Consider the following 25,934-nt stretch of genomic DNA (forward strand, 5'->3'; position numbering starts at 1 on the left):
GCGCTACAGCTTCGCCAGCTCGTCGGTGAGGTCGTCGAGGCCGAGGCTGCCCAGCGACAGCGCGGCGGCGTGCCAGGCCTTCAGGTCGAAGTCGGTGCCGCGGGCCGCCCGCGCCGCGTCCCGGCCGGCCAGCCAGGCCCGCTCGCCGAGCTTGTAGCTGATCGCCTGGCCCGGCCAGCCGAGGTAGCGGACGATCTCGCTGTCCAGGAACGCCCCCGGTCGCCCGGAGTGCGCGCCGAAGAACTCGCGCGCGATCTCCGGGGTCCAGGTCTCGCCCGGGTGGAGCGGGGAGTCGGCCGGCACCTGCAGCTGCAGGTGCATGCCGATGTCGATCACGACGCGCACCGCGCGCATCTGCTGCGCGTCGAGGTAGCCGAGCCGAGCGCCGGGCACCGTGAGGTATCCCAGCTCGTCCATCAGGCGTTCCGCGTAGAGCGCCCAGCCCTCGGCGTTGCCGGACACCATGCCGATCGTGGTCTGGTACGTCGAGAGCCGGTCGGCGAGGTGGGTCCACTGGGCCAGCTGCAGGTGGTGCCCCGGAACCCCCTCGTGGTACCAGGTGCTGATCAGCTGCCACAGCGGGAACCGGGTCTCGCCCATGGTGGGCAGCCACGTGCGGCCCGGGCGGGAGAAGTCGAGGGACGGCCGGGTGTAGTACGGGGCCGCCGCGCTCCCCGGCGGCGCGATCATCGCCTCCACGACGCGCACCGGTGGTGCGATGTCGAAGTGCGTGCCGTCCAGCTCCGCGATCGCCGTGTCCATCATCTGCTGCAGCCAGGCGCGCACCTCCTCGACGCCGTCCACCGCGGGGCCGTTCTCGTCGAGATGACGCATCGCGGTGCGCAGGTCCGCCCCGGGTAGCACGGCCTCGGCCTCCCGGCGCATCTCCGCGTCGATCCGCCGGTACTCCGCCCACCCCCAGGCGTAGGCCTCGTCGAGGTCGAGGTCCGCGCCGGTGGACAGGCGTGCGCCGAGCCGGTACCGGTCCGGCCCGACGGCGTCCGGGGTGCCCTCCGCCGCCGGCAGGTACGTGTCCGCCAGGTACTCCCGCAGCGTTCCGGTGGCCGCGGCCGCCGCGTCGGCCGCACCCGTCAGCTCGGACCGCACCGCCGCCGAGACCCCGTCCGGCGCCTTCGCCGCGAACGAGTGGAACCACGAGCCACCCTCGCCGGCGAGCCAGTCGTCGAGCTGACCCACCACCGTCTCCACCTGCCGCGGGGCGGCGTGCAACCCGCGTCGCGACCCCTCGGCCAGCGAGGCGGCGGCGTAGCCGCGGAACGAGTCCGGCACCCCGCCCATCCGCCGCGCGACCACCGCCCAGCCGTCCGGGGAGGTCGTGGGCATCAGCTCGAACAGCTGCCGGACCTGCGCCGGCGGCCCGAAGATGTTGCGGACGGTGCGGAGGTGCTCTCCCGCGTCGCTCACCGCCAGCTGGGCCTCGAGCCGTTCGCGCAGCAGCCGGGCGCACCGGCGGTCGTCGTCATCGACCACGGCAGCGGCCGACAGGGCCGCGAGCGTCGAGCGGTCCAGCTCGTCGACGGCGTCATGACCCTCGGGAGACAGGTCGGGTACCCGGTCGTCGCCGGGGTGCGTGCCCAGTGACGTCGCCACCCGGGTGTCGAGGTCGGCGAGCCGGCGGACGTAGTCGTCGGCCAGGGGACGTACGGCGGAGTGCGTGGTCGTCACCCGCTCATAGTGCCCACCACGGAGTCGACGTCCAGATCGGCGCCACGGGCGAACTCCGCGTCGAACGCACCACCCAGTGCCGCGCGGGCCGCTGCGGTGATCCGCTCGACGTCGCCGCGGTCGTTGGACGCATCCGTCTCACCAGCAGCGGCCCGGGCCGCTGCCGCGGCGCCGAGCAGGCGGGCGGCCTCGCGGTGCTCGCCGCTGAGCGCGCGCTCGCCGGCCAGACCTTCGAGCGCGAGGGCGACCGCCCGCGGGTCGCCGGAACGGCGCGCAGCGGCGAGGCCCTCGGTGTGCAGGCGGCGCGCCCCGTCCACGTCGCCGCGCTGTTCGGCCAGGAAGCCGAGCTCGGCGTAGGTCAGCGCCTTCCCCGGCTCGTACCCGGCCGTGCGGTGCCATTCGTGCACGGCGGTCAGGTGCTCGTGCGCCTCGTCGAGCCGTCCGGTGCGGCGGGCCACCATGCCCAGGCCGAGCTGGGCGTAGACGGCCGTGGACTCGTAGCCCTGCTCACGGGCGAGCGTCATCGCGCGACGGTGGTGCTCGTCGGCGAGCGCGGGCTCGCCCATGAGGGCGGCGAGCCTGCCGAGCCGGCTGAGGTGGTCGATCATGGCCGGCCAGAGCTGCAGCTCCTCGGTCCAGCGCATCCCGTCCCGGTGCCTTCGCGCGGCCGACTCGTTGTCGCCTGCGATCTCGTCGAGGGTTCCGAGCAGCTCGGCGGCTGCGGCCTGCCCCCACCGGTCGCCCAGCTCCTCGAACAGCCGCGCGCTCTCCGCACCCGCGCGCCGCGCCTCGTCCAGGCGGCCGCGGGTCATCGCGTACATGCCGACCTCGCGCAGCGCGGCGGCGGTGCCCCACGCGTCGCCCAGCTCGCGGAACGTCTCCAGCGCGGCGTGGGCGAGTGGCTCGCACTCCTCCAGCGCACCGATCCCGCTGATGACGTAGGAGTGCAGCCACTGGGCGTGTGCGAGCGCCCCGGGGTCGTCGAGTCCGGCGTACTCGGCGAGCGCGGCGCGGCTGTGCGCCGCCGGATCGTCGACGCCGCGCTCCCGGATCCTGATGGAGGCGAGCGCGGCGCGGGCGTCGGCTCGCACGACCGAGGGTTCCTGCCCCGCGATCCGGAGCGCCGCCGCGAGCGACCGCGCTGCCGTCCGGTGGCGTCCGCGGAGGAACCAGTACCAGGTCAGCGCACGCACCAGCCGCAGGGCGAGTGCGGCGTCGGACCGGGCGACGGCGATGTCGAGCGCCCCGCGCATGTTGGCCGCCTCCGCATCGAGGCGTTGCAGCCACTCCTGCTGGTCGGGGCCCCGCAACCGCTCCGCGGCCTGCTCGGCGAGCTCCGCGCAGGCGAGGGCGTAGTGCAGCTGGGCCGCCTCCTCCTCACCGGTCTCCCGCAGCCGTTCCCCCGCGTAGGCCGCGACGGTCTCCAGGAGCCGGTAGCGGATGGCGCCGCCCTGGTCGACCGGCATCACCAGCGAGCGGTCGACGAGCCGCGCCAGCAGCCCGAGCACGTCGCCCTCGCCGATCGGGTCCCCTGCGCACACCTTCTCGGCGAGGCCCGCGGTGCAGCAGTCGGCGGTCACCGCGAGGCGCCGCAGCACCGCCCGCTCGGACTCCGACAGCGGCTCCCAGCTCCAGTCCATGACGGCGCGCAGCGTCCGTTGCCGCCGGGGAGCGTCCCGTGGGCCGGAGTCGAGCACGCGGAACCGGTCGTCGAGGCGCGCGGCCAGCTCGGCGAGGCCGAGCGTTCGGACGCGCGCCGCGGCCAGCTCGAGGGCGAGCGGGAGCCCGTCGAGCCGCCGGCACACCGCGGCCACGACGTGGGCGTTCGCGGGCGTGAGCGCGAACCCGGGCGCAGCGGCCGCTGCCCGGGAGACGAAGAGCCGCACGGCAGCGGACTCGGCAGGGTCGGCCGCCTCGGCGGGGAGGTCCAGGGCGGGGACCGGTCGCACGACCTCGCCGCGCAGGCCGAGCGGTTCCCGGCTGGTCGCGAGCACCCGCAGCCCCGGCGCCCGCCGCAGCAGCGCGGCGACCAGCTCGGCGACCGGTTCGACGATCTGCTCGCAGTTGTCGAGCAGCAGCAGCACCTGACGGTCGGCGACGGCGTCGGCGATGCGGTCGATCGGGTCGGCGGCCGCCGCGTTCGGCGTGTCGTCGTGCAGGGCGAGCGCGGTGGTCACGAGCTCCGCCAGCTCGCCGATCGGGTGGTCGCGGTGGCCGTCGACCGCGGCCAGCTCGATGAGCCACACCCCGTCGCGCATCACGTCGACCAGCCGGCGCGCGGTCTCGATGGCGAGCCGGGTCTTGCCGACCCCGCCCGGGCCGGTGAGCGTCACGAGCCGGGCCGAGTCGAGCACGGCGCGCAGCTCCGCGACGTCACCGTCCCGCCCGACCATCTCGTCCCACGTCGCGGGCAGGTTGGTCCGTGGCACCGCGGTGGCCGGGACGGCGTCCAGCTCGGGTTCCTGGGTGAGGATCGCGCGGTGCAGCTCGACGAGCTCGGGCGAGGGATCCAGGCCGAGCTCGTCCCGGAACCGGACCCGCAGCTCGTCGTAGCGCTGCAGCGCCTCGGCCTGCCGGCCCGCCCGGTACAGCGCGCGTAGCCGGGTGGCGTGCAGCTTCTCCCGCAACGGGTGCCGGTCGATCAAGGTGTTCAGCTCGCCGATCAGGGCGTCGACCTCGCCCAGCTCCAGCCGCGCCTCGGCGTGCTGCTCGACGGCGCCGAGGCGTAGCTCCTCCAGCTCCGCGACCGCCGGTGCGGCGAACTCCTCGTCGGCCACGTCGGCGAACGCCGGCCCCCGCCACAACGCGAGCGCCTCGGCGAGGTGCTCCGCGACGGCGGCCGGCCGCTCGGCCGCCCGTGCCGCGGCGACGAGGTCGGCGAACCGCCCGGCGTCCACGGCGGCCGCGGGTACGTCGAGGACGTAGCCGGGACCGCGGGACACCACCAGCGCGCGGGCGCCCGGCTCGGCACCGTCGAGTGCCCGCCGCAGCTGCGAGACCTTCACCTGCAGCGCGCCGAGCGGCTGCCGAGGTGCGCGGGCGCCCCAGAGGTCCTCGATCAGCCGGTCGGCCGTGACGAGGTTGCCCCGGTGCACCAGCAGGTCGGCGAGCAGGGCACGGACCATCGCGCCCGGCACCACGACCGGCGCGCCGGCGTCGGTCCAAACCGCCAGCGGTCCGAGCACACCGAATCGCACGGTTACGACCGTAACGGGCGGATGGTCAGCGAACGGGAAGTGATCGGTAAGCGCGGGAGCCCACTGTCGGTCTCGTCGAACAGGCACCCCCGAAGGGAAGAATCGATGGGCCTCCGCATCCTCGCCATCTCCGGCAGCCTCCGCGCCGACTCCGTCAACACCGCGCTGCTGCGCGCCGCGGCCGCCGTCGCCGCCGACGACACGTGGGTCGAGCTGTGGTGCGGTCTGAGCGCGATCCCGCCGTTCAACGAGGACGGTGAGCACGACACCCCCGCCTCCGTCGCGGACATGCGCGCGGCGATCGCGGGCGCCGACGCCCTGCTGATCTCCACCCCCGAGTACAACGGCTCGATCCCGGGCCAGCTCAAGAACGCCCTGGACTGGGCGTCGCGGCCCTACGGCGAGTCGGTGCTCACCGGCAAGCTCGTCGGCGTCACCAGCGCCAGCCCCGGCGACTACGGCGGCGCGTGGGCGGCCGAGCACCTCGCCAAGGTGCTGCGGATCGCCGGCAGCGAGGTCCTGGACCCCTCCTTCTCCCTGCCGCTGGCCGACCAGGCGTTCGAGCCCGGCGCGGACGTGTTCCGCGACCCCGCCCACAGCGACGCCCTCACCGACCTGGTGTCCGCCCTGCAGAGCGCGGCGCGCCCCGCTCTCGCCGTCGCCGGCTGATCCCCGCCGACCACCGAGAGGAGAACCGGATGTCCGCCCCCCGCATCGCCGTCGTCTACTACTCAGCGACCGGCAACGTCCACGCCATCGCCGAGGCGCTGGCCAAGGGCGCGATCGGGGCAGGCGCCGAGGTGCGCCTGCGCCGCGTCGAGGAGACCGTGCCCGACCACGTCGTCGACCGGAACCCGGACTGGCGGGCCCACCGGGACGCCACCGCCGACATCCCGGTCGCCACGCTCGACGACCTGACCTGGGCCGACGGCTACGCCCTCGGCACGCCCACCCGCTACGGGAACGTGGCGGCGCAGCTCAAGCAGTTCATCGACCGGACGGGCGGGATCTGGGAGGCGGGGCACCTCGCGGACAAGCCGTTCACCGGGTTCACCAGCACCGCCGAGGTGCACGGTGGGCAGGAGTCGACGCTCCTCGCGCTCTACCACGTGGCCCACCACTGGGGCTCGATCATCGTGCCCACCGGGTACGTCGACTACGACCTCATCCACGCCGCGGGCGGCAACCCGTACGGGCTGAGCACCGTGGCCGGTCCGGAGGGACCGCCGGAGGAGGTGCTCGCCGCCGCCACCCACCAGGGCGCGCGGCTGGCCCGGATCACCGCCGCGCTGGCGCCGGTGCGTGCGTCATGACCGCCGTCGCCGTCGCCCCGCCCGCCGCCCGGTCGTTCCCGCGCGTCGCGCTGCTCGCGCTCGCGGCAGGCGCGTTCGTGATGTGCACCGCCGAGTTCGTGATCGCGGGCCTGCTTCCCGAGGTGGCCGCCGACCTCGGGATCGGCATCTCCACGGCGGGCCTGCTGATCTCCGGCTACGCCGCGGCCATCGTCGTCGGCGGGCCGCTGTTCGTCGTGGCAGGCACCCGGGTGCAGCGCACCCGGCTGCTGGTGATCGCCGCGGCCGTCTTCCTGGCCGGCAACACCCTCGCCGCCCTTTCCGGCACGTACTCGATGCTGATGGCGGGCCGGGTGCTCAGCGCGCTCGGGCAGGGCGCGTTCCTCGCCACCGCGGCCGTCGTGGCGGCCGACCTGGTGGCGCCGCAGCTGCGGGCCCGCGCGATCGCGCTCGTGTTCGCGGGTGGCACCGCCGCGAACGTGGCGGGCACGCCGCTCGGCGCCCTGATCGGGCAGGAGCTCGGGTGGCGCGCCACGTTCTGGGCGGTCGCCGCGGCGGGGGCGGCCGCGCTGGTGGCGGTCCTCGTCGCCGTGCCCGCGACGCCGCCACCCGCACCCACGACGCTGCGGGCCGGGCTCGGGGTGTTCCGGCAGCTGCAGGTGTGGCTCACGCTCGCCATCGGGATGGCAGGCCTCGGCGGCCTCTTCGCGGCCTACACCTACATCGCACCCCTGCTGACCTCGGCCAGCGGCTTCCCGCCTGGCGCCATCGCCGCGCTGCTCGGCCTGTTCGGGGTCGGGCTACTGGCCGGCAACGTCGTCGGCGGCAGGCTCGGGGCCGGGTCCCAGCTGAGGGTGCTCGGCGCCGGGCTCGCGGTGCTCGCGGCCGCTCTGGCCGGGCTGGCCGTCGGCGCGAGCTCTCCGGTCGTGGCCACTGTCCTGCTGATGGTCGTCGGAGCCAGCGCGTTCGCCCTGGTGGCGCCGTTCATGACCCGCCTGATCGACCAGGCGGCAGGCGCCCCGTTGCTCGCATCGGCAGCGGGGGGCTCCGCGGTCAACACGGGCGCGGCGCTCGGCGCGTACCTCGGCGGGCTCGCGATCGACACCCCGCTCGGCGTGACCGGCCCGCCCGCCGCGGGCGCGCTGATCGCCGCAACGGGCCTGGTGGCGGTACTCGCCGCCCGGCTCTCAGCCACTCGATACCCTTGACAGGTGACCACCGCCGACGCACCGGCCCAGCCCGGCCTCGCCGCGCAGCTGGGCCGGTTCGTCGCGGTCGGGGCGCTCTCCGCGCTCGTCGACTTCGGCGGCTACCACGCCCTGCTCGCGCTCGGCACCTACGTGCACCTCGCGAAGGCGATCAGCTTCATCCTCGGCACCACCACGGCGTACCTGCTCAACCGCCGGTTCACGTTCACCGCCACCGAGGGCGGCCGCGCCCGCTTCGCCGGCTTCGTGCTGCTCTACGGCACCACGTTCGCGATCAACATCGGGATGAACGCCCTGATGCTCGCCGTGCTGCCGCAGCTCCCGTTCCGCACGAGCGTGGCGTGGGTGATCGCGCAGGGCACGGCCACCGCGATCAACTTCGTCATGCTCCGCACGGTCGTCTTCCGCCGCTGACCCCACCTCGGGTGCCTGGCCGCCGACCGCCGCCTGATCAGGGGCGCCGGAATCGCTCCGACCGGCCCTGGCGCACCAGCCGCAGCCACTGCAGGAACTCGCGGGGACTCCGCTTGGTCACCAGGAAGTACCAGGCGAACCGCGGCACCTCCAGCGCGCCCACCCGCCGCATGCCCGGCTGGGAGACCAGGAAGCCGCGGTTGCGGTAGGTGTAGTAGCGCTTGACCGGGTCGTCGGGGTCGCGGGCGTGCAGGCGTCCACCGAGCATCGGCTTGTCGTCGTCGGAACCGGCCGGGTGCAGGTACGCCGCCCGCAGCGAGGTGCCGAACGGCAGCCCGGAACGCACCAGGCGCCGGTGCACCTCCACCTCGTCGCCCCGCACGAACAGCCGCAGGTCCGGCACGCCGACGACGTCGAGCGTGGAGGCCCGGAACAGCGCGCCGTTCATCAGGGCCGCGATCCCGGGCAGCAGCTCGTCGTCGGCGCCGTGCTTGACGTCGGCCGCCAGCGCGGCGCGGGAACGGTGCCAGGCGAGCCCCCGCCGCACGGGGAAGGCCAGCCGGTCGGGACGGTCCTTGTCGGCCACGGTGGGGGACACGGCGGCGAGGCGGCGGCGCTCGGCGAGGTCGAACAGCGTGGAGAGGGTGGACTCGTCGGCCGGCAGGCCGTCGTCGTCACCCAGCCAGATCCAGTCGGCGCCCATGGCGAGGGCCTGCAGCATCCCGAGCGCGAAACCGCCCGCGCCGCCGAGGTTCGTCCAGGACGGGACCCAGGTGGCCGGCAGGCCGCAGGTCTCCACCACCTCGCGGGCGGGCTCGTCGGGCCCGTTGTCGACGACGATGAGGTGGGCGATGGGGTGGGTCTGCTTCGCGAGCGCGGCCAGCGACTCCGCGAGCAGCTCGGTGCGGTGGCGCGTGACCACCACCGCGACGACGGATCCGGGAGGAAGCGGAGCCGTAGCCTTCACCGGGCTTCGATCTCGGCCAGCACGTCACGTCCCTTGTAGTGGTGGAGCACGTCGCGCAGCGGGCCGTGCTCGCGGATGGTGCCGTGGTCCATCCAGATCGCGGTGTCGCACAGGTCGGCGAGGAACTCGTCGGAGTGGGAGGCGAACACCAGGATGCCGGACCGCTCCACGAGCTCGAAGAGCCGGGTGCGGGCCTTGGCGAGGAACTCGGCGTCCACGGCCCCGATGCCCTCGTCGAGCAGCAGGATCTCGGGGTCGATGCTCGTGACCACGCCGAGCGCGAGCCGCACCCGCATGCCCGTTGAGTACGTGCGCAGCGGCATCGACAGGTAGTCGCCGAGCTCGGTGAACTCCGCGATGTCGTCGACCCGCGACTCCATCTGCTTGCGGGTCATGCCGAGGAACAGGCCGCGGATGAGGATGTTCTCGTAGCCGGAGATCTCCGGGTCCATCCCCACGGCGAGGTCGAAGACCGGGGCCACCTTGCCCACCACGCTCGACCGGCCGCGGGTCGGCTCGTAGATGCCCGACATCAGCCGCAGCAACGTGGACTTGCCCGCCCCGTTGTGGCCGACGAGCGCGACCCGGTCGCCCCGGCGCAGCGACACCGTGATGTCGCGCAGTGCCTCGATGACCGGGACCTTCGAATTGGTGCCGATCCGTCCACCCGCCCGGCCGAGCACGGCCTTCTTCAACGAGCGCGACTTCGCGTCGAAGATCGGGAAGTCGACGGCGGCGCCCTCGATGTCGATGCTGACCATGCGCCCCTCAGACCCAGTACGCGACGCGGGAGCGGTAGTTGCGGAGGAAGACGAGTGCGGCGGCGCACCCGACGACGGTGATGGCGAGGACGACCCACCAGTGCCGCCACTCGATCGGCTGGCCGAGCAGCGGCTGGCGCAGGATCTCCACGAAGTGCAGCACCGGGTTCAGCTCGGCGATCCGCGCCCGCTCGGCCACCGCCGGGTTCCGCAGCAACGTGTCGTACTGCCAGACGATCGGCGTCATGAAGAACAGCAGCTGCGTGAGGCTCGCGATGATCGGCGGGATGTCGCGGAACCGCGTGGCGACGATGCCGGCCAGCACGGAGATCCACGCCCCGTTGATCACCAGGATCGCGAACGCCGGCAACGCGAGCAGGAGCGACCAGCCGAGCGGGTGCGGGAAGACCACCATGAGGACGGCCCACACGACCAGGTTGTGCAGGAAGAACAGCGTCTGGCGCCAGACCAGCCGGTACACGTGCAGTGACAGCGGCGCCGGCAGGAACTTGATCAGGCCCTCGTTGGCGATGAAGACCTCGCTGCCCTCGAGGATGCAGCCGTTCACGAAGTTCCAGATCAGGAGCCCCGTGGCGACGTAGGGCAGGAACGTGGGCAGGTCCATCTGGAACAGCGCGCCGTACAGGATGCCCATCGCGGTGGCGATGACCGCCATGCTGATGCTGACCCACAGCGGCCCGAGCACCGAGCGCCGATAGCGCTGCTTGATGTCCTGCCAGCCCAGGTAGCCCCACAGCGGGCGCTGCTGCCAACCCTGCTTCAGGTCGCCGAACGCGCGCCGCCAGCTGCGCGAACCGGGGACGTCGGCCACGGCGGGCCGGGCGGGGATGGCGCCCTCGGCCCGGTCGTCGCCGGTGGTCATCGTCTGAGCCACCAGGCGAGGGTACCGGCGGGTCGAGCGACCGTCCGCGCCGGTGCTGGTGTGCGGGCCGGAACCGGCGGATGCGCGCCTCCGCCGGCCCGCGCTCCCCGTGTCGGTCGACGCACGTCGCCGCCGCGGACACACCCCGTCGACCGGGTGCGCCGCCGGGGCAGGAGTGCGCGGGAGCGGTGATCATGTGCGAGCACGATCACCGGTCCGGCTCCGCTACAGGTACTGGCCCGTGCCCCGGCCGATCGGGCCTTCCCCGGCCGCGGGCGCCGCGCCGGGCGGGAGGCCGCGGCGCATCTGCTCCAGCTGCTGGCGGGCGGCCATCTGCTGGGCGAAGAGCGCCGTCTGGATGCCGTGGAACAGCCCCTCCAGCCAGCCGACCAGCTGCGCCTGGGCGATCCGCAGCTCCGCGTCCGACGGCGTCGAGTCGTCGGTGAACGGCAGGCTGAGGCGGTGCAGCTCCTCGCGCAGCTCCGGGGCGAGCCCGTCCTCCAGCTCCTTTATCGAGTTCTCGTGGATCTCGCGGAGCCGGTTGCGGGACGCGTCGTCGAGCGGCGCGGCCCGCACCTCCTCCAGCAGCTGCTTGATCATGGTGCCGATCCGCATGACCTTGGCCGGTTGCTCGACCATGGAGCCCACTCCCTGCTCCTCGGCGTCCTCGCCGGACTGGGGGACCCGCGCCACGCCCACCGGCCGCCCGTCAGGGCCAATGACCATGAGCTGCTGGTCGCCGTTGTCCCCGTTGTTCTGCTCCGTTGGCTGGCTCACCGCACCACGGTAGCGAGCCGGGCGTTCCGGCGTCGGAAGTGGATGCGGGTGCTCCAGCACTCACATCCACCCACGGCATCAGGTCAGGGGCAAGAGGATCTTGCCGATCACGCCGCCCGCCTCGAGCTGGGCGTGTGCCTTCGCCACGTCCGGCAGGGGGATGCTGCCGTGCACGATCGGGCGCACCCGCCCGTCGGCGAGCATGGGCCACACCTGCTCGCGCACCCCCGCGACGATCGCGCCCTTGCCGTTCGGCCCGGTCACGGGGCGGCCGCGCAGCTGCAGGGCCGTGACGCTGCCGCGCTTCCGCAGCAGCTTGTTGAGGTCGATCTCGCCCTTCGTCCCGCCCTGCAGGCCGATGATCAGCAGCCGGCCGTCGGGCGCGAGCGCCTCGATGTTCGCGGCGAGGCCCTTGGCGCCCATGATGTCGAGGACGACGTCGGCGCCGTGCCCGTCGGTGGCCTCCTTCAGCCGGGCCGGGACGTCGTCGTGGTAGTCGATCACGATGTCGGCGCCGAGCGCGCGGCAGCGCTCCAGGCGATCCGGGGCACCCGCGGTGGCGGCCACCCGGGCGCCGAGCGCCTTGGCCACCTGGATCGCGTGGGTGCCGATCCCGCTGCTCCCGCCCTGCACGAGGAACGTCTCCCCGGCGGTCAGACGCCCGGCGGCCACGATGTTCGACCACACGGTGCACGCCACCTCGGGCAGGCCCGCGGCCGTCACCAGGTCGATGCCGTCCGGGACCGGCAGCAGCTGCGCGGCCGGCACGGCGACCTTCTCCGCGTACCCGCCGCCCGCGAGCAGCGCGCACACCTCGTCGCCGACCTGCCAGCCCTCGACGCCGTCGCCGATCGCGGCGATCCGGCCGGAGCACTCGAGCCCGATGATGTCCGTCGCCCCGGGCGGCGGCGGGTAGAAGCCCTGGCGTTGCAGCAGGTCGGCGCGGTTGACCGCGCTCGCGGCGACGTCGACGACGACCTCGCCCGGACCCGCCGCCGGGTCCGCGACCTCGGTCCACTCCAGTACTTCCGGCCCGCCCGGTTCCCGCACCGTGATCGCATGCATGGCGCTGACGCTATTCGGTCGAGCGCGACGGCGCCGCTCCGGCAAGGTGGCTCCATGAACCACCCGGAGCCATGGCCACTGCGGCGTCTCGTCCTGCGCACGCCACGGCTGGAGCTGCGACCGGACGACGACGCCGGGCTGCTCGAGCTCGTCGACGAGGCCCACCACGGCGTGCACCCGCCGGATTTCATGCCGTTCGCCGTCCCGTGGACCGACGCCGACCCGCGCGAGCTGGGCCGTCGCATGCTGCAGCACTTCTGGGACGTGCGCTCCCGGCTGGCGCCGGACGACTGGTCGGTCAACTTCCTGGCCCGCCACGAGGGACGGGTGATCGGCACGCAGGGCTTCCGGGCCGCCGACTTCCGGATCCTCCGCGAGGTCGGAACCGGCTCCTGGATCGGCATGCGCCACCAGGGCCGCGGGTTCGGCACCGAGATGCGGGCGGCGGTGCTCGCCTTCGCGTTCGACCACCTCGGCGCCGTGCGGGCGCGCTCCTCCGCCTTCGCCGACAACGTGGCATCGCACCGGGTGTCGGCGCGCCTCGGCTACCGCCGCGACGGCTCCACGTGGGTCGTCCGGCGCGGGCAGGCCGCCGAGGACGTGCGCCTCGTACTCACCCCCGAGGACTTCGTGCGTCCGGAGTGGAAGCTGCAGGTCGAGGGCGCAGACGCCTGCCTGCCGCTGCTCGGCCTGGAGTAGGTGGTCGACCCGAGCAGCGCATCAACCCGCTGCGCTGACGGGAACGGTGTTCCGGCGACCCGCCGCTAGCCGAGGTCGACCCCGCGCGCGAAGGTGTCGCACCGCGCCGGGTCGCCCGTCTGGTACCCGGTGGTGTACCAGTGCTCGCGCTGCGCCGAGCTGCCGTGGCTGAACTGGCTCTCGTCCACCTGGCCGCCGCCGAGCTGGCTCTGGATGTAGTCGTCGCCGATGCGGGCGGCCGTGTCGAGCGCGGCCGCCACGTCGTCGCGCGTCACGTTCTGGATCAGGGGCTGGCCGGATGCCGTCGGCACCGACTCGGCGTGGTTCGCCCACACCCCGGCGTAGCAGTCGGCCTGCAGCTCCAGCCGCACCGAGCCCGACGTCGGCCCGGTCTCGCCCGCCTGCACGCGCTCGCTGGTGCCGAGCAGCGCCTGGATGTGGTGCCCGTACTCGTGAGCGATCACGTAGGCCCGCGCGAAGGGACCGCCCTCCGCGCCGAAGCGCGTCTCCAGCTCCCGGAAGAAGCCCAGGTCGATGTAGACCTCCTGGTCGGCCGGGCAGTAGAACGGCCCGACGGCCGACGACGCGCTGCCGCAGCCGGTGCGCACACCGCCGCTGAAGAAGTTGGTGCGCGGCGGCTGGTAGGTCATCCCGGAGCGGGCGAAGGTGTCGCTCCAGTACCCGTCGAGCGAGTTGACGACCGCGACGACCTCGCAGTCCAGCTCCGTGTTGGCCTGCCCGCCCGTCCGGCAGTTGGAGGCCGCCTGGGACGTGTCGCTCGTCTGCCCCTGCTCCAGCCCCCCGAGCCCGCCCATGTCGACGCCGGCGCCCCCGCCGAGCTGGCTGAGCAGGAAGTAGAGGATCAGCCCCACCACGCCGAGCCCGCCGCCGCCGACCGCGACGCGCCCGCCGATCCCGCCGCCACCACCGCTGCCCCGCAGGTCGTCGATGTGAGACGTGTCCAGCTGGGCGTTCTCGTCGAACCGCATGCTGCCCTCCCGCGCAGATCCCACCACATCCGCCGTGACCGCTCGCTCACGCTCGCCCGTAAGGGTGCCGCCCGCGCCGCTCCACCGCCCGCTGGGCCTGCGACTACCCTCATCGACGGAAGCGTGGCAGAGCGGCCGAATGCACTCGCCTTGAAAGCGAGAGACCCGAAAGGGTTCGGGGGTTCGAATCCCTCCGCTTCCGCGGTCCCGCCGATGCGGTTGCAGCTCTGGCAGTGGTCGATCCTGAGCTTCGTACCGGAACGGCTGCAGATGTGGACGTGCTCAGACGGCTCTGAGGTCCGATCTGCCGGAGACATAGGGCTCCGGCTCGGCCTCGTCCCGTTCGCGCAGGACAGCGCCCGGATCGCCGCCGAGATCCTCTGCCCGGTCCCGTGATCCCGCCCTCACCGTGCCTCCGGACGCCATCGGTGCGCTAGAGATGACTCCTGTCCCGCGGCGAGGAGGTCTCGTGTTCCAGGTCACCGTGCTCTACAACCACCCCGAGGATCCCGCCCGGTTCGACGAACACTACGACGGGGTCCACGCGCCGCTCGCCGCCACGATCCCCGGCCTGCAGCGCTACACGGTGACGAGGCCCGGACCGGGCCCGGACGGCACGTTGCCCCCGTACTACCTGGTGGCGATGATGGAGTACGAGTCCGAGGCGGCCTACGGCGCGGGCATGGCGGGACCGGAGGCCCGGGCGACCCGGGCCGACCTGGCCAACTTCGCGACGGCAGGCGTCACGGTGCTGGCGGGGCCGGCCGGCTCCGTCGTCTGACCGGTCACCCGCCGACGTACGCCGCGAGGTGCTCGCCGGTGAGCGTCGAGCTTCCGCGGTCCTACCGTGCCGGACGCACCCTGCGGTTCCGCACGGCGGCGGTGCCACCCGCGATGTCGAGCGCGGCGAGCAGGGTGCGCCGCGCCGACTCCACCCGGTCGGCCCCGATCTTCTCGGTCAGCTCGCCGACCAGCTCGGCCCGCACCTCGCGGGCGTCGCGCACCGCCGCGTGGCCGCGCTCGGTGAGCGCGACCCGGCGCACCCGCCCGTCCGCCGCGTCGGGCTCGCGGTGGACGTAGCCGGCGGTCGTCAGCTCGGCGACCGTCTTCGAGACGGCCTGCTGGGTGATGCCGAGCCGTTCGGCCAGTTCACCGATGGTGACCGGACCTTCGACGAGGTGCTGGAACAGGTAGCCGTGGCTCACCCGCAGCTGGGGGTGGCCGCGGGCGTGCAGCCGTTCGAGGGCGCGGTCGGTGAGCGCCAGCCCGGCGAGCTGGGCAGCCACGGCGAAGTCGAGCAGGTCGTCCGGAACGGGCACGGGGGAAGCCTACAACCAAGGTTGACAATGTTGGTTGTGTAACTATGGTTGTGGATATGTCGCCGCTCGAACGGTTCGTCGGGATCGCCCACGAGATCGTCTGGTGCACGCTCGGCACCGTCGACCGATCCGGGCGGCCGCGCTCGCGCGTCGTCCACCCGGTCTGGGAGCTCGGAGGCGAGGGGCTGACGGGGTGGCTCACCACCCGGTCCGGCACGCCGAAGCTCGGCCACATCGAGGCCACCCCGTACGTCTCGTGCTCGTACTGGTGGGAGAAGCACGACGTCGCCGTCGCGGAGTGCCATGCGCAGGTGGTCACCGATCGCGACGAGCGGGAGCGGGTGTGGACGATGGTGGCCGCAACGCCACGACCGGCGGGGTTCGATCCCGCCACCATCTGGCCAGGTGGGCCGGACGACCCCGGGTTCGTGCTGGTGCGCATGCGTCCGTGGCTCCTGCGGTTCGCGCGGGCCGACGCGCTCGCCGCGGGGACGCCACCGGAGGTGCACCGGTTCGGCGCTCCCGAGGCCGTCGCGGCGCCAGGAGCCAGCTCATGATCATCGCAAGCGCACGCCAGGGCCGCCATGACCATGCTGGTGCGCGGCTCGGCGCGATCCGCTCTAGAGCGGATCGGAGACCGCGAGCGGGGGACCGATGAACTCGATCCAGTTCGCGTGACCGACGGCGGCCAGCGCGTCGCCGTCCACGGGAGCCGGAAGCGCGGCGAACTGCTCGAAGAACCGCTCCACCCCGGACGGGGATGTGATGATCAACAACCGCCCCGGCGTCTCGCCGATGTTCTGGAAGTTGTGCGGCAGGCCGCGCGGCCCGAAGGCCATGCCCCCGGCCGACGCCCGGAGCATGGTGTCACCGGCCTTGAACCGGAAGTCGCCCTCGAGCACCCACCAGACCTCGTCCTCGCGCAGGTGGATGTGCCTCGCCGGCCCCGACTTGGGCGCGACCAGCAGTTCGAGGACCGTGAGCGAGCCGTTCGTGCCCCTGGTGTCGGCCTTCACCGTGATCGAGTCACCGGTGGGCGTCTCGAGAACCGGGCCCTCGCCGGGCTGCACGGCGAAGGGTGCCGTCGAGTTGAGCATGGGCCTGGCTCGCTGGGGGTCGTGCGTGCGTTACGACTCCTGCTGGCCGGTGAGGCCGAGGTAGCGCGCACGCCAGGAAGCGCCGTCGGGCACGGCCACCTCCTCCCGGTAGATCCCGAACGACCGCCACGTGTCAGCTGCCGGCGCCGTGCCCTCCCACATCGCCTTCGCCAGCTCCTCGGACACCGGTGACTCGGCTCCGAGGAGCCGCGCGATGTCGTGGGCGGCGAGCGTGCGCGCGACGTTGAGCTGCCAGAAGTAGTCCCACACCGGGACCTCGCCGTAGGCGCAGTGCACCACCGCATCGCGGTCGGTCACCCGGCCGGCAGCCGCGCGTGCGCGCTCGGCGATGCGGGCGATGCTCCCGTGCGGGTCGTCGCCGAGCAGGTCGCCGTCGTAGGCGTCCCGCCCGACCTCCTCCATCGTCCGGCCGGCGAGCATGTCCGGGATCCACGCCTCGTCGTAGGCGGCGTGGGTGAGGACCTGGCGCAACGGGAGCGGCTGGTCTGCGCCCGGCATGTCGAACAGCGGCGGGAGGATGCTGTCCATGTCTTCGGACCCGACCAGCGTGAATGCGTGTCCTGCTGCCTGGTCGGCGAGCTGGAACACCTGGGCTTCGTGGATCATCGGTCCTCCTGGGTCGTCGTCCGCACGACCGTAGGAGGGATGTAGGTCAGCTCCTGGCACTCTTCGCGAGCGCGGTTTCGTCCAGGCGTTCGTGCAGCTGCGCCGGTGACTCGAAGACCTCGAGCGCTCCCGCCTCGCGCAGCTCGTCGACGGCGAAGCCGCCCGTGCGCAGCCCGTATCCGGGCACCCCGAGCCGCCCGCCCGCCTCGAAGTCCCACACGGAGTCGCCGACCAGCACCGCCGAACGTCCACCCACCTTCTCCAGCGCGGCCCGCAGCAGGTCCGGCTCCGGCTTGGTCTGCTCGACGTCCGCGGAGGTCGTCCAGGCCTCGGCCAGCTCCGCACCGCCGAACAGGCCCAGGTAGTGGTCGACGTGCTCGGCCTTGCCCGAGCTCGCCAGCACGAGCGTGAAGCCACGGCGGCGCACGTCCTCCAGCAGCTCACGCACGCCCTCGAAGGGCTGGATCTCGTCGAGCAGCGGGGCGAACTCCTCGGCCCAGTCGGCGCGCAGCTGCTCGCCGAGCCGCTGCTCCACGTCGTCACCGGCGACGGCAGGCACGACGTGATCGCCGCCCATCCCGATCGCCCGGTGCAGCCGCCAGACCGGAACGGTCAGGTCGTGCCGGCGGAACGCCCGGAACCAGGCCAGGGCGTGGTGGTAGTTGGTGTCGACGAGCGTGCCGTCGACGTCGAAGATCGCGGTGTCGTAGTCCGCCACCGGTCGGGACTACCCACGCCGGCGGTCCGGAACCCCGAGCCCACGCAGCACCCGCGTCTCCTGCCTCGTGAACTCCTCGGTGAGGAGCGGCACGTGGGCAGCCTCGCACGGGCCTGCGCGCGAGCATTGACGTTCGCGACAGCCTCCTCAGGCCACCCGCGACTCGTCGGCCCGGCGCACGATCTCGTCGACGGTCTCGGTGACGGACAGATCGGACGTGTCGAGCCACAGCCCGATGCGGGGCGTCTCGGCACGCAGTGACCGGTCGAGCGCCTCCACCGTCCACGGGCCGTACGCCCGCTTCCCGCGCTGCGCCTCCCGCGCCGCCACGGCGTCCGCACGCGGGGCGAGGACGACCACGTGCAGCGGACGCGTGCGGATCGCCTCGACCATCCGCGGCAGCTCCTCGCCGAGCACGACGTCCTGGGCCACCACCGTGAAGCCGGCATCGGCGTAGGTGTCGCAGGTACGGGCGGTGAGCAAGTGCCGGAGGCGCAGCTGGCGGAGGGCTTCCGGGCCTGCGTCGGGCGTCATCTCGGCCCGGCCGCCCACGACCCAGCGGCGGAACTGGTCGCCGTGGACGTGCACGGTCCGGCCGGGCAGCCGCTCGGCGAGCGCCTGCGCGACCGTCGACTTGCCAGCCGCCTGGATGCCCGTGACGAGGTGCACCGAGGAGGTGAGCACGTTCGCCGATCTTGCCAGGGAACGAAAATCGGCGGGACCAGGCGTCGGATGTGGCTAGCCTCACGGCGTGCCCGGTTGACGCACTCTGCCGCCTCCAGCGCGCCCGCTCGCCCGCCGCGTGGTGGCGTGGGCGCTGCTCGCCGACGTCGTCCCGCTGTACTCGCTGTACGCCCTGTTGTTCACGGCCACCGGGCTGTCCGTCGCGGAGGTCTCCGCGCTGTTCGCGATCTGGTCGGCGGTCGCGGTGCTCGCCGAGGTACCGACGGGTGCGTTCGCCGACCGGTTCTCCCGGCGGTCGTGCCTTGCGGCGGCCGGGGTGCTGCAGGCCGCCGGGTTCGCGGTGTGGATGCTGCTTCCCGGCTTCGCCGGGTTCGCGCTCGGCTTCGTGCTCTGGGGGTTGGGCGGGTCGCTGGACTCCGGTGCGAAGGAGGCGCTGCTCTACGACGGGCTGGACGCGGTCGGGGCGGCGGAGCACTACGCGCGCGTCGCGGGCTGGGTCGCGGCGATGGAGCTGGTGGCCCAGCTCCCGGCGGCATTCGCGGCGATGTGGCTCTTCGTCGCAGGCGGCTTCCCGCTGGTCGGCTGGGTGAGCGTGGGCACCTGCCTGGTCGCCGCAGGCGTGGCCGTGACGCTGCCGGAACCGCCCCGCGGCGACGCGGCCGACGGGACCGGCTACTTCACGACGCTGCGCACCGGCGTCGTCGCCGCGGCCCGTACCCCCGGCGTGCGGCCGGTGCTGCTGGCCGCTGCCGTGCTCGGGGCCTACGACGCGGTCGAGGAGTACTTCCCGCTCCTTCTGGCGGACTGGGGGATCCCGGCAGCGACGATCCCGCTCGCGACCGTGGTGATCGTCATCGGCGGGACGGCGGGCGCGGTGCTCGGGGGAGCGGCCGGCCGGCTGCCCGCGTGGGCACTTGGGACCGTGCTCGCGGCGGCGATGGTGCTGCTCGGCGCGGCCGGGATCGGGGGGCATCCGGCGGGCCTGGTCGCCGTCGCCGCCTTCTACTGCGGCTACCGGGCGGCGCTCGTGGTCGTCGACGCGCGGCTGCAGGAGCGGATCCCGAGCGCCACGCGCGCCACCGTCACGTCCGTGGCCGCGCTGGGCACCCAGCTCGCGACGTTCGCGGTCTACGCCGCATGGGCGACGGGCGGGGCCGCGTTGCTCGCCGTGGGCGGCTTGCTGATCGCGGTGGCGCTACCGGTGCTGCTGCGCCGCGGGGTGGCGGGTAGCGGCGCCCCCGGTATTGCCGCCACCCGCCGTAGCGAGGAGGGCGCCCGGGCCCGCCGAGATGCGTGACGTCTGTCACTCACCCGGTGGAGTGCGGCGGGGCAGCGGCCGCACCGCCGGCCCTTCCAGGACCTCCCCGTCGACGTCGAACCGGGAGCCGTGGCACGGGCAGTCCCAGCTCGTCTCGGCGGCGTTGAACCGGACGAGGCAGCCCAGGTGCGTGCACCGCATCGAGACGGCGTGCAGCCCGCCGTCGGGGTCGCGGTACACGCCGGTGCGCTCGGTCCCCGTGCGCACCACCCCCGCCGATCCGGGTGCGAGGTCCGCCGCGGAGGAGATCTGCCCCGGCATCAGCCGGTCGGCGACGAGGTCCACGCCCACCTTCGCGTTCAGCCGTGCCAGCTCCGGCAAACCGCGGAGGGAGACGCGGTGCGGGCTGAACGCGTCGGTGCCCGGGCCACCGGTGAGCTGCTCGGACAGGATCGCCGCGGCCATCGTGCCTCCGGAGAGCCCCCACTTCGAGAAGCCGGACGCCACGTACATGCGGGTGTTCTTCGGCAGGTAGGTGCCGATCATCGGGGTGTGGTCGTACGGCGTCGGGTCCTGGGCCGACCAGCGGTGGGTCACCTGCTCCACGTCCCAGTGCTTGCGCAGGTGCTCCTCGACGGCGGCGTAGCGGGAGCCGTCGACGCCGCGCGCACCGGCGGCGTGGCTCTTCCCGAGCACGATCATCAGGTCACCCGCAGAGCGGTAGGACCAGGTCTCGGCGCCGGTCGTGATCGACATCCCGCGGGCGGGCTCGCCACGCACCCGCGCCGCAACGCAGTAGGAGCGGCTCGCCTCCATCCGCGCGAAGTAGATCCCCCGGTCCCAGACCGGGTAGTGGGTGGCGACGACCACGCGGTCGCCGGTCAGCACCCCGCGGGTGGTCTCGACCTGCACCGGGCTGCCTTCGCTGACGCTCACCGCCCGGGTGTCCTCGAAGACGCGGCAGCCGTCGCCGTCGACGGCGGCGGCGAGCCCGGACACGTACTTCACCGGGTGGAACTCGATCTGGTCGCGCAGCCGGACCGCCCCCGCCACCGGGTACGGGAGGTCCACCGACGACGTCATGTCGACGGGGAGGCCGGCCCTGCGGGCCGCCTCGTACTCCCGCTCGACGTCGCTCAGCTCGCTGTCCCGCACGGCGACGGTGAGCGCCTCGCGACGTTGCAGGTCGCACTCGATGCCCTCGGCCGCGGCCAGCTCGGCCACCAGCTCCACCGCGGCCAGGCTCCGCACGGCGTACTCGTCGGCGACGTCCGAACCGCGGGTGCCGCCGATCGACGTCAGCACCGTGGACTGCAGGGCGGTGACCTTGGCCGTGTTGTTCCCGCTGACGCCGGCGCCGACGCGCCCGGCCTCTACCACTGCCACCCGCACACCGCGCCGCTTGAGCAGCAACGCGGTGGTCAGGCCGGTGATCCCGCCGCCGAGCACGAGGACGTCGAACGCGCGCTCGTCCGACGGCGGCGGGTAGGTGGTGCTGGACTGCGCGGCGAGCCACAGCGACTGGGCGGCGGTGGTGGTGGGTGGCACGTAACCCTCCGGGAGGTCGGGTCCCGGTCTTACCCGGCGATCGGGGAGGTCAACCCGCGTCGTCGGGGTCCGGGTGGCGCAGCCGGTACTCGCCGCCGTGGCCGGCCACCTCGTGCAGGTCGTAGTGGTGCACGATCTTCGGGCCCTCGTGCAGGTGCACGTAGCGCACGGTGTCCGGAGCCGGGTCGGAGGGCTCGCGGGTGTCGACGCGACCGTCGAGCGGGCCGCCGACGAACCAGTAGACGTCGCGGCCGTTGGTGAGGGAGAGCTCCTCGCTCACGCCGACCTCCTCGGGGGCTCCGGGGACATTCGCACCACGGTAAGGCCACATCCTCCCGCCGTGCGAGAGCCGTGCGTGGAACATCAGCGCGCGGCGGCACCGTGAGGTCGTTCGAAGACGACGACCGGAAGGAACTCCATGTCCCAGCACGACCACCCGTCCGTCACCGTGATCGGCCTCGGCGCCATGGGCTCCCGGATCGCCGAGGTCCTGCTCAGGGGTGGGCATCCGACCACCGTCTGGAACCGCACGCCGGGCCGGGCCGAGCCGCTGGTCGCGCAGGGTGCGGTCCGAGCAGGCAGCGTCGCCGAGGCGGTCGCGGCGAGCCCGCTCGTCCTCGTGTGCGTGCTCGACTACGCCGCCGCCCGCGAGATCGTCGAGCCGGTCGCGGGCGATCTCGCCGGGCGCACCCTGGTCCACTTCACCACCGGCACCCCGCGGCAGGCCCGCGAGATGGCGGAGTGGGCGGCCGGACACGGCATCGAGTACGTCGACAGCGGCATGATGGCGATCCCGCCGATGATCGGGGAGGAGGGCGCCCGCTTCCTCTACAGCGGCTCGAAGGATGCGTTCGAGCGCTACCGCCCCGGCCTGGAGCTGCTCGGCACGGCGGAGTTCTTCGGGGAGGACGCCGGGCTCGCCTCGCTCTACGACCTGGCGCTCCTGTCGGCGATGTACGGGATGTTCGCGGGCTTCTTCCACGGTGCCGCGCTCGTGGGTAGCGCCGGGCTCTCGGCGGGCGAGTTCGCCGAGCAGGCCGCGGCGTGGGCCACCGCCATGACCGGGGGCTTCGCGCACAACGCCCCGGCCATCGACGCGCGCGACTACACCACCACGGGCGAGCAGACCATCGCGTTCAACAAGGCGGCCCTCGACACGATCGTCCGGGCCAGCCGGGACGAGGGCGTCGCCGTCGACCTCGTGGCGCCGCTGCAGGAGCTGCTCGCCCGCCAGCTCGCCGATGGCCACGGCGCCGCGAGCTTCGCGCGGATCTTCGAGGGGATCAGATCGGGTCGGTGAGGAAAGCGGTGGCCGCCGCGGCGAGGTGGGCCGGGTCCTGCACCCCGCACAGCTCGCGCGCGGAGTGCATCGAGAGCACCGGGATGCCGACGTCGACGGTGCGGATGCCCAGCCGCGTGGACAGGATCGGCCCGACCGTGCTGCCGCACGGCACCGTGTTCTTGCTGACGAACACCTGCGTGGGCGTGCCGGAGTCCCGGCACGCCCGGTGCCACGCGGCCGCGCCGGGTGCGTCGGTGGCGTAGCGCTGGTTGGCGTTGACCTTCAGGGCCGGGCCGTCGTTCGGCACCGAGCGGTGGTTCGGGTCGTGGTGGCCCAGGTAGTTCGGGTGGACGGCGTGGGTGACGTCCACCGAGAGGCAGCGGGACGCGGCGAACGCCGCGCCGCGGGCGTCGAACCCGCCCGCGAGCCGGGTGAGCACGGTCTCCAGCAGCGGACCGGCCGCGCCGGTCGCGGAGGCGCTGCCGATCTCCTCGTGGTCGAAGCCGACGAACACGGGGATCACCCCCGCCGCGTCGTCGGCGGCGGCGAGCAGGGCGCCCAGGCCGGAGTGCACGGACGCGAGGTTGTCCAGCCGCGGCCCGACCAGGAGCTCCTCGTGCTCGCCCAGCCGGGCCGGCGGGGTGAGCTCGTGCACCACGAGGTCGTGCGCGGCCACCTCGGCCGGGTCGACCCCCGCCTCCGCGGCGAGGAACTCGATCAGATCCCCCTCGGCCGGTGAGCCCAGCCCCCAGACGGGCAGCAGGTGCTCCTGCGGGTCGAGTTTGAGGCCCTGGTTCACCTGGCGGTCCAGGTGGATCGCCAGCTGCGGCACCCGCAGCAGCGGCCTGCGCACGTCGACGAGCACGACCGAGCCGTCGTAGAGGGCGAGGCGTCCCGCGAGGCCGAGGTCGCGGTCGAGCCAGGAGTTCCACAGCGCCCCGCCGTAGACCTCGACGGCGACCTGCCGCCACCCGGCCGCGCCGGTGTCGGGCCGCGGCTTGACCTTGAGCGTGGGCGAGTCGGTGTGCGCGGCGAAGACCCGCAAGGGCGTGCCGGGAGGGGCGGCCTCCGGCACGAACCAGGCCAGCAGCGTGCCGTCGCGCACCAGGTAGCGGCCGCCGGGGCCGTCCTCCCACGGCCCGGACTCCGGCTGCTCGGTGAAGCCGGCGGCGCTCAGCCGGCGCACGCCCTCGGCGACTGCGTGGTACGGGGTGGGCGCCGCGGTGAGGAACGCGGCGAGATCCTGCGCGAGATCGGTCATCGCGAGGCATCCTCCCTGATGTGTACGACGTGGTCGTGGTGGGCGCCGGTTCGGCGGGCTGCGCCCTCGCGGGCCGGCTCGCCGAGGATGCGGGGCGACGGGTGCTGCTGCTCGAGGCCGGCCCGGTCGCGGCGGCGCCGGACTGGCTCGACGGAGCCCGGCCGGGGCACCCGCTGAACTGGTCCTACGCGGCCGAGCTGCGCCCGGGTCACACCGTCAGCGTGCCGCGCGGGCGCGTCGTCGGTGGGTCGAGCGCGATCAACGGGGCCAACTGGGTGCGGGCGACGCCCGCCGACGCCGCGGGGTGGGGCGTGCCCGGGTGGGCGTGGGCCGACCTCCTGCCGCACTTCGTCCGCTCCGAACACGACCTCGACCACCCGGCTGCGCCCGGTCACGGCGACAGCGGCCCGGTGCCCGTCCGGCGCCCTGCCGGCCCGTTGCTCCACCCCGTGGCCGAGCGGTTCCTCGGGGCTGCGCAGCGGCTCGGCCACCCGCTGGAACCCGACAAGAACGCAGGCGGCCCACCAGGGGCCGGGCTGGTGCCGAGCAACGCAGGGGACGGGTTGCGCACCAGCGCAGCCGCTGCCTACCTCGCAGGCCACCCGAACCTGACCGTGCGCGCCGACGCCCCGGCGGCTCGGGTGCTCCTCGACCGCGACCGGGCCCGCGGTGTCGCCCTGCTCGACGGCACCGTGGTCGAGGCGGGGGAGGTCATGCTCGCCGCGGGCGCCGTCGCCACCCCGCACCTGCTGATGCTGTCCGGGATCGGGCCTGCCGACGTGCTGCGCAGCGCCGGCGTGCCGGTCGTGCGCGACCTGCCGGTGGGGCAGGGCTTCACCGACCACCCCGTGGTGTTCGTGCCATTCACCACCGCCGACCCGCCCGCCCACCCGCACACCCCGGGCAGCCAGGCCGCGCTCGACTGGGACGCGGGCGCCGACCCGGGAGGCGACGTCGAGGTGCTCGCGTTCGTCCGGCCCTTCGCGCCCGCCGGTGAGCTGCACCTGATGTGCATGGTGACGAGCCCCGAGAGCCGCGGCACGATCACCCCCACCTCGCCGGACCCGCGCGCCCGGCCCCGGATCGACTACCGCTACCTGCGCACCGAGCACGACCGCCGGCTCCTGCGCCACGCCATCCGCACGGCCGCCGACCTGCTCCGCGCGGGCGTCGGCACGCGCACCGCCCCCGGCGGCGACGTCCTGGGCAGCGACCGCGAGCTCGACGCCTGGATCGGCGCCCACCTCGCCACCGCCGTGCACCTGTCCGGGAGCGCCGCGATCGGGCCGGTGGTGGACCCGCAGCTGCGGGTCCACGGGATCGAGGGGTTGCGGGTGGCCGACACGTCGGTGCTCCCGATCGCTCCGCGGCGGGGGACGGCGGCCACCGCTGTCGCCGTAGGCGAGAAGGCCGCCCAGCTCACGGTCAGCAGCTGGTGAGCACGGGGACCCGCTCGGCCCACGGGCGGTCGAGCACGATCCCGAAACGGTCGGCGAGCAGCGCCCACTCCTCGGCGGCCGAGACCTCCCGCTCGGTCCGCACGCCGTTGGCGAGCTCCGCGAAGACCCCGTTCACCAGGGAGATCCGGCCCGTCGGCGTCGCGAGCGCGGCCACCCGCCTGCCGACGAAGTCCGAGGACGGGTCGTACTGCTGGTAGCGGTTGCGCTCGGCGAAGTCGGCGAGCTGCCGCGGCTGCGGGGTCCAGGCCCAGCCCCGCTCCCAACTGCCGTCGCCGCGGCGTTCCGTGGTCCACCAGACGTCGCCGTCGCGGTACACCTGCACGCGGCCGTGCACGCCGGGCCGCCGCGGCACCGGCTGTGGCCACCGCGCGCCGTTGCCGACGTCGACGACCCAGTTGCCGTCGACGGCGTCCACGAGGAGCCGCAGGTGGTCGACGTCCGGACCGCGGGTGCCGTTGTCGTCCAGTGAGAACGCCGCCACCAGCGTGACCGCGAAGCCCAGCTCCCGCAGCAGCGCGCCGAACAGCCCGTTCAGCTCGTAGCAGTAGCCGCCGCGGTGCCGCTGGACGATCTTGCGTTCGAGCACGTCCGGCTCGAGGGAGATCGTGACACCGGTGTGGATGTCGTAGTCCTCGAACGGAACGGACTGCACGTGCGCTCGCTGCAGAGCGGCGAGCGAGGCGCTGGTGGGAGCGGCCGGGCGGGGGGCCCCGATCCGCGCGAGGTAGGCGGCGACGTCCAT

General features: G+C 73.8%; 27 protein-coding genes and 1 tRNA gene. 11 read left to right on the top strand and 17 right to left on the bottom strand.

Annotated elements, in window-relative coordinates; translation table 11 throughout:
• Positions 1 to 3: 3 nt before the first annotated feature.
• Both FB388_RS37715 and FB388_RS37720 read right to left on the bottom strand, forming a co-directional pair.
• The gene (locus tag FB388_RS37715) at positions 4 to 1,686 is read right to left on the bottom strand and encodes a DUF885 domain-containing protein (protein ID WP_211362466.1); all 1,683 of its coding nucleotides are present in this window, start codon (positions 1,684 to 1,686) and stop codon (positions 4 to 6) included.
• A complete protein-coding gene (locus FB388_RS37720; protein ID WP_142107415.1) occupies positions 1,683 to 4,883 on the bottom strand; it encodes an AfsR/SARP family transcriptional regulator in 3,201 nt (1,066 codons plus the stop codon). Before FB388_RS37720 ends, FB388_RS37715 begins: the two co-directional genes overlap by 4 nt.
• 105 nt (positions 4,884 to 4,988) lie before the next feature.
• Between FB388_RS37720 and FB388_RS37725 the strand changes: the two genes are divergently transcribed.
• The 4 genes from FB388_RS37725 to FB388_RS37740 are packed head-to-tail and all read left to right on the top strand — an operon-like array spanning position 4,989 to position 7,797.
• Entirely contained in the window at positions 4,989 to 5,552 is a 564-nt protein-coding gene (locus FB388_RS37725; protein ID WP_170226009.1) for an NADPH-dependent FMN reductase, read from the top strand.
• 29 nt (positions 5,553 to 5,581) lie between these two features.
• Positions 5,582 to 6,196: an NAD(P)H:quinone oxidoreductase gene (wrbA, locus tag FB388_RS37730; RefSeq protein WP_142107417.1), complete on the top strand. Its 615-nt coding sequence runs from the start codon at positions 5,582 to 5,584 to the stop codon at positions 6,194 to 6,196.
• Entirely contained in the window at positions 6,193 to 7,383 is a 1,191-nt protein-coding gene (locus FB388_RS37735) for an MFS transporter (RefSeq protein WP_142107418.1), read from the top strand. Before wrbA ends, FB388_RS37735 begins: the two co-directional genes overlap by 4 nt.
• Positions 7,384 to 7,386: 3 nt before the next feature.
• Positions 7,387 to 7,797 (top strand): GtrA family protein, encoded by a 411-nt coding sequence (locus FB388_RS37740; RefSeq protein WP_142107419.1) that lies wholly within the window; start codon positions 7,387 to 7,389, stop codon positions 7,795 to 7,797.
• Positions 7,798 to 7,834: 37 nt separating this feature from the next.
• Here FB388_RS37740 and glfT1 read toward each other — a convergent pair whose 3' ends face one another.
• From glfT1 to FB388_RS37765, 5 genes are all read right to left on the bottom strand, one after another.
• Complete coding sequence (gene glfT1 / locus FB388_RS37745; protein ID WP_142107420.1) at positions 7,835 to 8,764, bottom strand: galactofuranosyltransferase GlfT1; 930 nt, start codon at positions 8,762 to 8,764, stop codon at positions 7,835 to 7,837.
• Complete coding sequence (gene wzt, locus FB388_RS37750; protein ID WP_142107421.1) at positions 8,761 to 9,525, bottom strand: galactan export ABC transporter ATP-binding subunit Wzt/RfbE; 765 nt, start codon at positions 9,523 to 9,525, stop codon at positions 8,761 to 8,763. Before wzt ends, glfT1 begins: the two co-directional genes overlap by 4 nt.
• A gap of 7 nt (positions 9,526 to 9,532) precedes the next feature.
• Entirely contained in the window at positions 9,533 to 10,408 is an 876-nt protein-coding gene (wzm, locus tag FB388_RS37755; RefSeq protein ID WP_142107788.1) for a galactan export ABC transporter permease subunit Wzm/RfbD, read from the bottom strand.
• Positions 10,409 to 10,633: 225 nt separating this feature from the next.
• A complete protein-coding gene (locus FB388_RS37760) occupies positions 10,634 to 11,134 on the bottom strand; it encodes a bacterial proteasome activator family protein (protein WP_142107789.1) in 501 nt (166 codons plus the stop codon).
• 129 nt (positions 11,135 to 11,263) lie between these two features.
• A complete protein-coding gene (locus FB388_RS37765; protein ID WP_142107422.1) occupies positions 11,264 to 12,250 on the bottom strand; it encodes an NAD(P)H-quinone oxidoreductase in 987 nt (328 codons plus the stop codon).
• A gap of 54 nt (positions 12,251 to 12,304) precedes the next feature.
• Here FB388_RS37765 and FB388_RS37770 point away from each other — a divergent pair, with 54 nt between their 5' ends.
• Entirely contained in the window at positions 12,305 to 12,949 is a 645-nt protein-coding gene (locus FB388_RS37770) for a GNAT family N-acetyltransferase (protein ID WP_142107423.1), read from the top strand.
• 65 nt (positions 12,950 to 13,014) lie between these two features.
• Here FB388_RS37770 and ypfJ read toward each other — a convergent pair whose 3' ends face one another.
• Positions 13,015 to 13,938 (bottom strand): KPN_02809 family neutral zinc metallopeptidase, encoded by a 924-nt coding sequence (gene ypfJ / locus FB388_RS37775; protein WP_142107424.1) that lies wholly within the window; start codon positions 13,936 to 13,938, stop codon positions 13,015 to 13,017.
• A 117-nt stretch (positions 13,939 to 14,055) separates the two neighbouring features.
• Here ypfJ and FB388_RS37780 point away from each other — a divergent pair.
• Both FB388_RS37780 and FB388_RS37785 read left to right on the top strand, forming a co-directional pair.
• A tRNA-Ser gene (locus tag FB388_RS37780) sits at positions 14,056 to 14,140 on the top strand.
• 267 nt (positions 14,141 to 14,407) lie between these two features.
• On the top strand, positions 14,408 to 14,719 hold the full coding sequence (locus FB388_RS37785) for an EthD family reductase (RefSeq protein WP_211362467.1): 312 nt from the start codon (positions 14,408 to 14,410) through the stop codon (positions 14,717 to 14,719).
• A gap of 61 nt (positions 14,720 to 14,780) precedes the next feature.
• On the opposite strand, the gene FB388_RS37790 is transcribed toward FB388_RS37785, so the two are convergent.
• A complete protein-coding gene (locus FB388_RS37790; protein ID WP_170226010.1) occupies positions 14,781 to 15,257 on the bottom strand; it encodes a MarR family winged helix-turn-helix transcriptional regulator in 477 nt (158 codons plus the stop codon).
• A 56-nt stretch (positions 15,258 to 15,313) separates the two neighbouring features.
• Between FB388_RS37790 and FB388_RS37795 the strand changes: the two genes are divergently transcribed.
• Positions 15,314 to 15,814, top strand: a complete 501-nt coding sequence (locus tag FB388_RS37795) for a pyridoxamine 5'-phosphate oxidase family protein (protein WP_246122801.1) — start codon at positions 15,314 to 15,316, stop codon at positions 15,812 to 15,814.
• 63 nt (positions 15,815 to 15,877) lie between these two features.
• Here the strand turns inward: FB388_RS37795 and FB388_RS37800 are convergent, their stop codons facing one another.
• The 4 genes from FB388_RS37800 to FB388_RS37815 all read right to left on the bottom strand — a co-directional run bounded on the left by FB388_RS37800 (position 15,878) and on the right by FB388_RS37815 (position 18,383).
• On the bottom strand, positions 15,878 to 16,354 hold the full coding sequence (locus FB388_RS37800; protein ID WP_142107427.1) for a cupin domain-containing protein: 477 nt from the start codon (positions 16,352 to 16,354) through the stop codon (positions 15,878 to 15,880).
• 30 nt (positions 16,355 to 16,384) lie between these two features.
• A complete protein-coding gene (locus FB388_RS37805) occupies positions 16,385 to 16,981 on the bottom strand; it encodes a DinB family protein (RefSeq protein WP_142107428.1) in 597 nt (198 codons plus the stop codon).
• A gap of 46 nt (positions 16,982 to 17,027) precedes the next feature.
• A complete protein-coding gene (locus tag FB388_RS37810) occupies positions 17,028 to 17,699 on the bottom strand; it encodes an HAD family hydrolase (RefSeq protein ID WP_142107429.1) in 672 nt (223 codons plus the stop codon).
• Positions 17,700 to 17,846: 147 nt separating this feature from the next.
• A complete protein-coding gene (locus FB388_RS37815) occupies positions 17,847 to 18,383 on the bottom strand; it encodes an AAA family ATPase (protein WP_211362468.1) in 537 nt (178 codons plus the stop codon).
• A 118-nt stretch (positions 18,384 to 18,501) separates the two neighbouring features.
• On the opposite strand from FB388_RS37815, the gene FB388_RS37820 reads away from it, so the two are divergent.
• Complete coding sequence (locus FB388_RS37820) at positions 18,502 to 19,680, top strand: MFS transporter (RefSeq protein WP_246122803.1); 1,179 nt, start codon at positions 18,502 to 18,504, stop codon at positions 19,678 to 19,680.
• 6 nt (positions 19,681 to 19,686) lie between these two features.
• On the opposite strand, the gene FB388_RS37825 is transcribed toward FB388_RS37820, so the two are convergent.
• Together FB388_RS37825 and FB388_RS37830 are read right to left on the bottom strand one after the other, a co-directional pair.
• Positions 19,687 to 21,189, bottom strand: a complete 1,503-nt coding sequence (locus tag FB388_RS37825) for an FAD-dependent oxidoreductase (protein ID WP_142107430.1) — start codon at positions 21,187 to 21,189, stop codon at positions 19,687 to 19,689.
• 49 nt (positions 21,190 to 21,238) lie between these two features.
• The gene (locus FB388_RS37830) at positions 21,239 to 21,469 is read right to left on the bottom strand and encodes a hypothetical protein (RefSeq protein ID WP_142107431.1); all 231 of its coding nucleotides are present in this window, start codon (positions 21,467 to 21,469) and stop codon (positions 21,239 to 21,241) included.
• Between the two features lie 138 nt (positions 21,470 to 21,607).
• Between FB388_RS37830 and FB388_RS37835 the strand changes: the two genes are divergently transcribed.
• Entirely contained in the window at positions 21,608 to 22,489 is an 882-nt protein-coding gene (locus FB388_RS37835; protein WP_142107432.1) for an NAD(P)-dependent oxidoreductase, read from the top strand.
• Here the strand turns inward: FB388_RS37835 and FB388_RS37840 are convergent.
• A complete protein-coding gene (locus tag FB388_RS37840) occupies positions 22,473 to 23,732 on the bottom strand; it encodes a M18 family aminopeptidase (RefSeq protein WP_142107433.1) in 1,260 nt (419 codons plus the stop codon). The genes FB388_RS37835 and FB388_RS37840 overlap by 17 nt on opposite strands.
• 20 nt (positions 23,733 to 23,752) lie before the next feature.
• Between FB388_RS37840 and mftG the strand changes: the two genes are divergently transcribed.
• Complete coding sequence (mftG, locus tag FB388_RS37845) at positions 23,753 to 25,171, top strand: mycofactocin dehydrogenase MftG (protein ID WP_246122805.1); 1,419 nt, start codon at positions 23,753 to 23,755, stop codon at positions 25,169 to 25,171.
• On the opposite strand, the gene FB388_RS37850 is transcribed toward mftG, so the two are convergent.
• A complete protein-coding gene (locus FB388_RS37850; protein ID WP_142107434.1) occupies positions 25,158 to 25,934 on the bottom strand; it encodes an arylamine N-acetyltransferase family protein in 777 nt (258 codons plus the stop codon). The two genes, mftG and FB388_RS37850, sit on opposite strands and share 14 nt — an antisense overlap.

The sequence above is a fragment of the Pseudonocardia cypriaca genome, from assembly GCF_006717045.1.
GTDB lineage: Bacteria > Actinomycetota > Actinomycetes > Mycobacteriales > Pseudonocardiaceae > Pseudonocardia > Pseudonocardia cypriaca.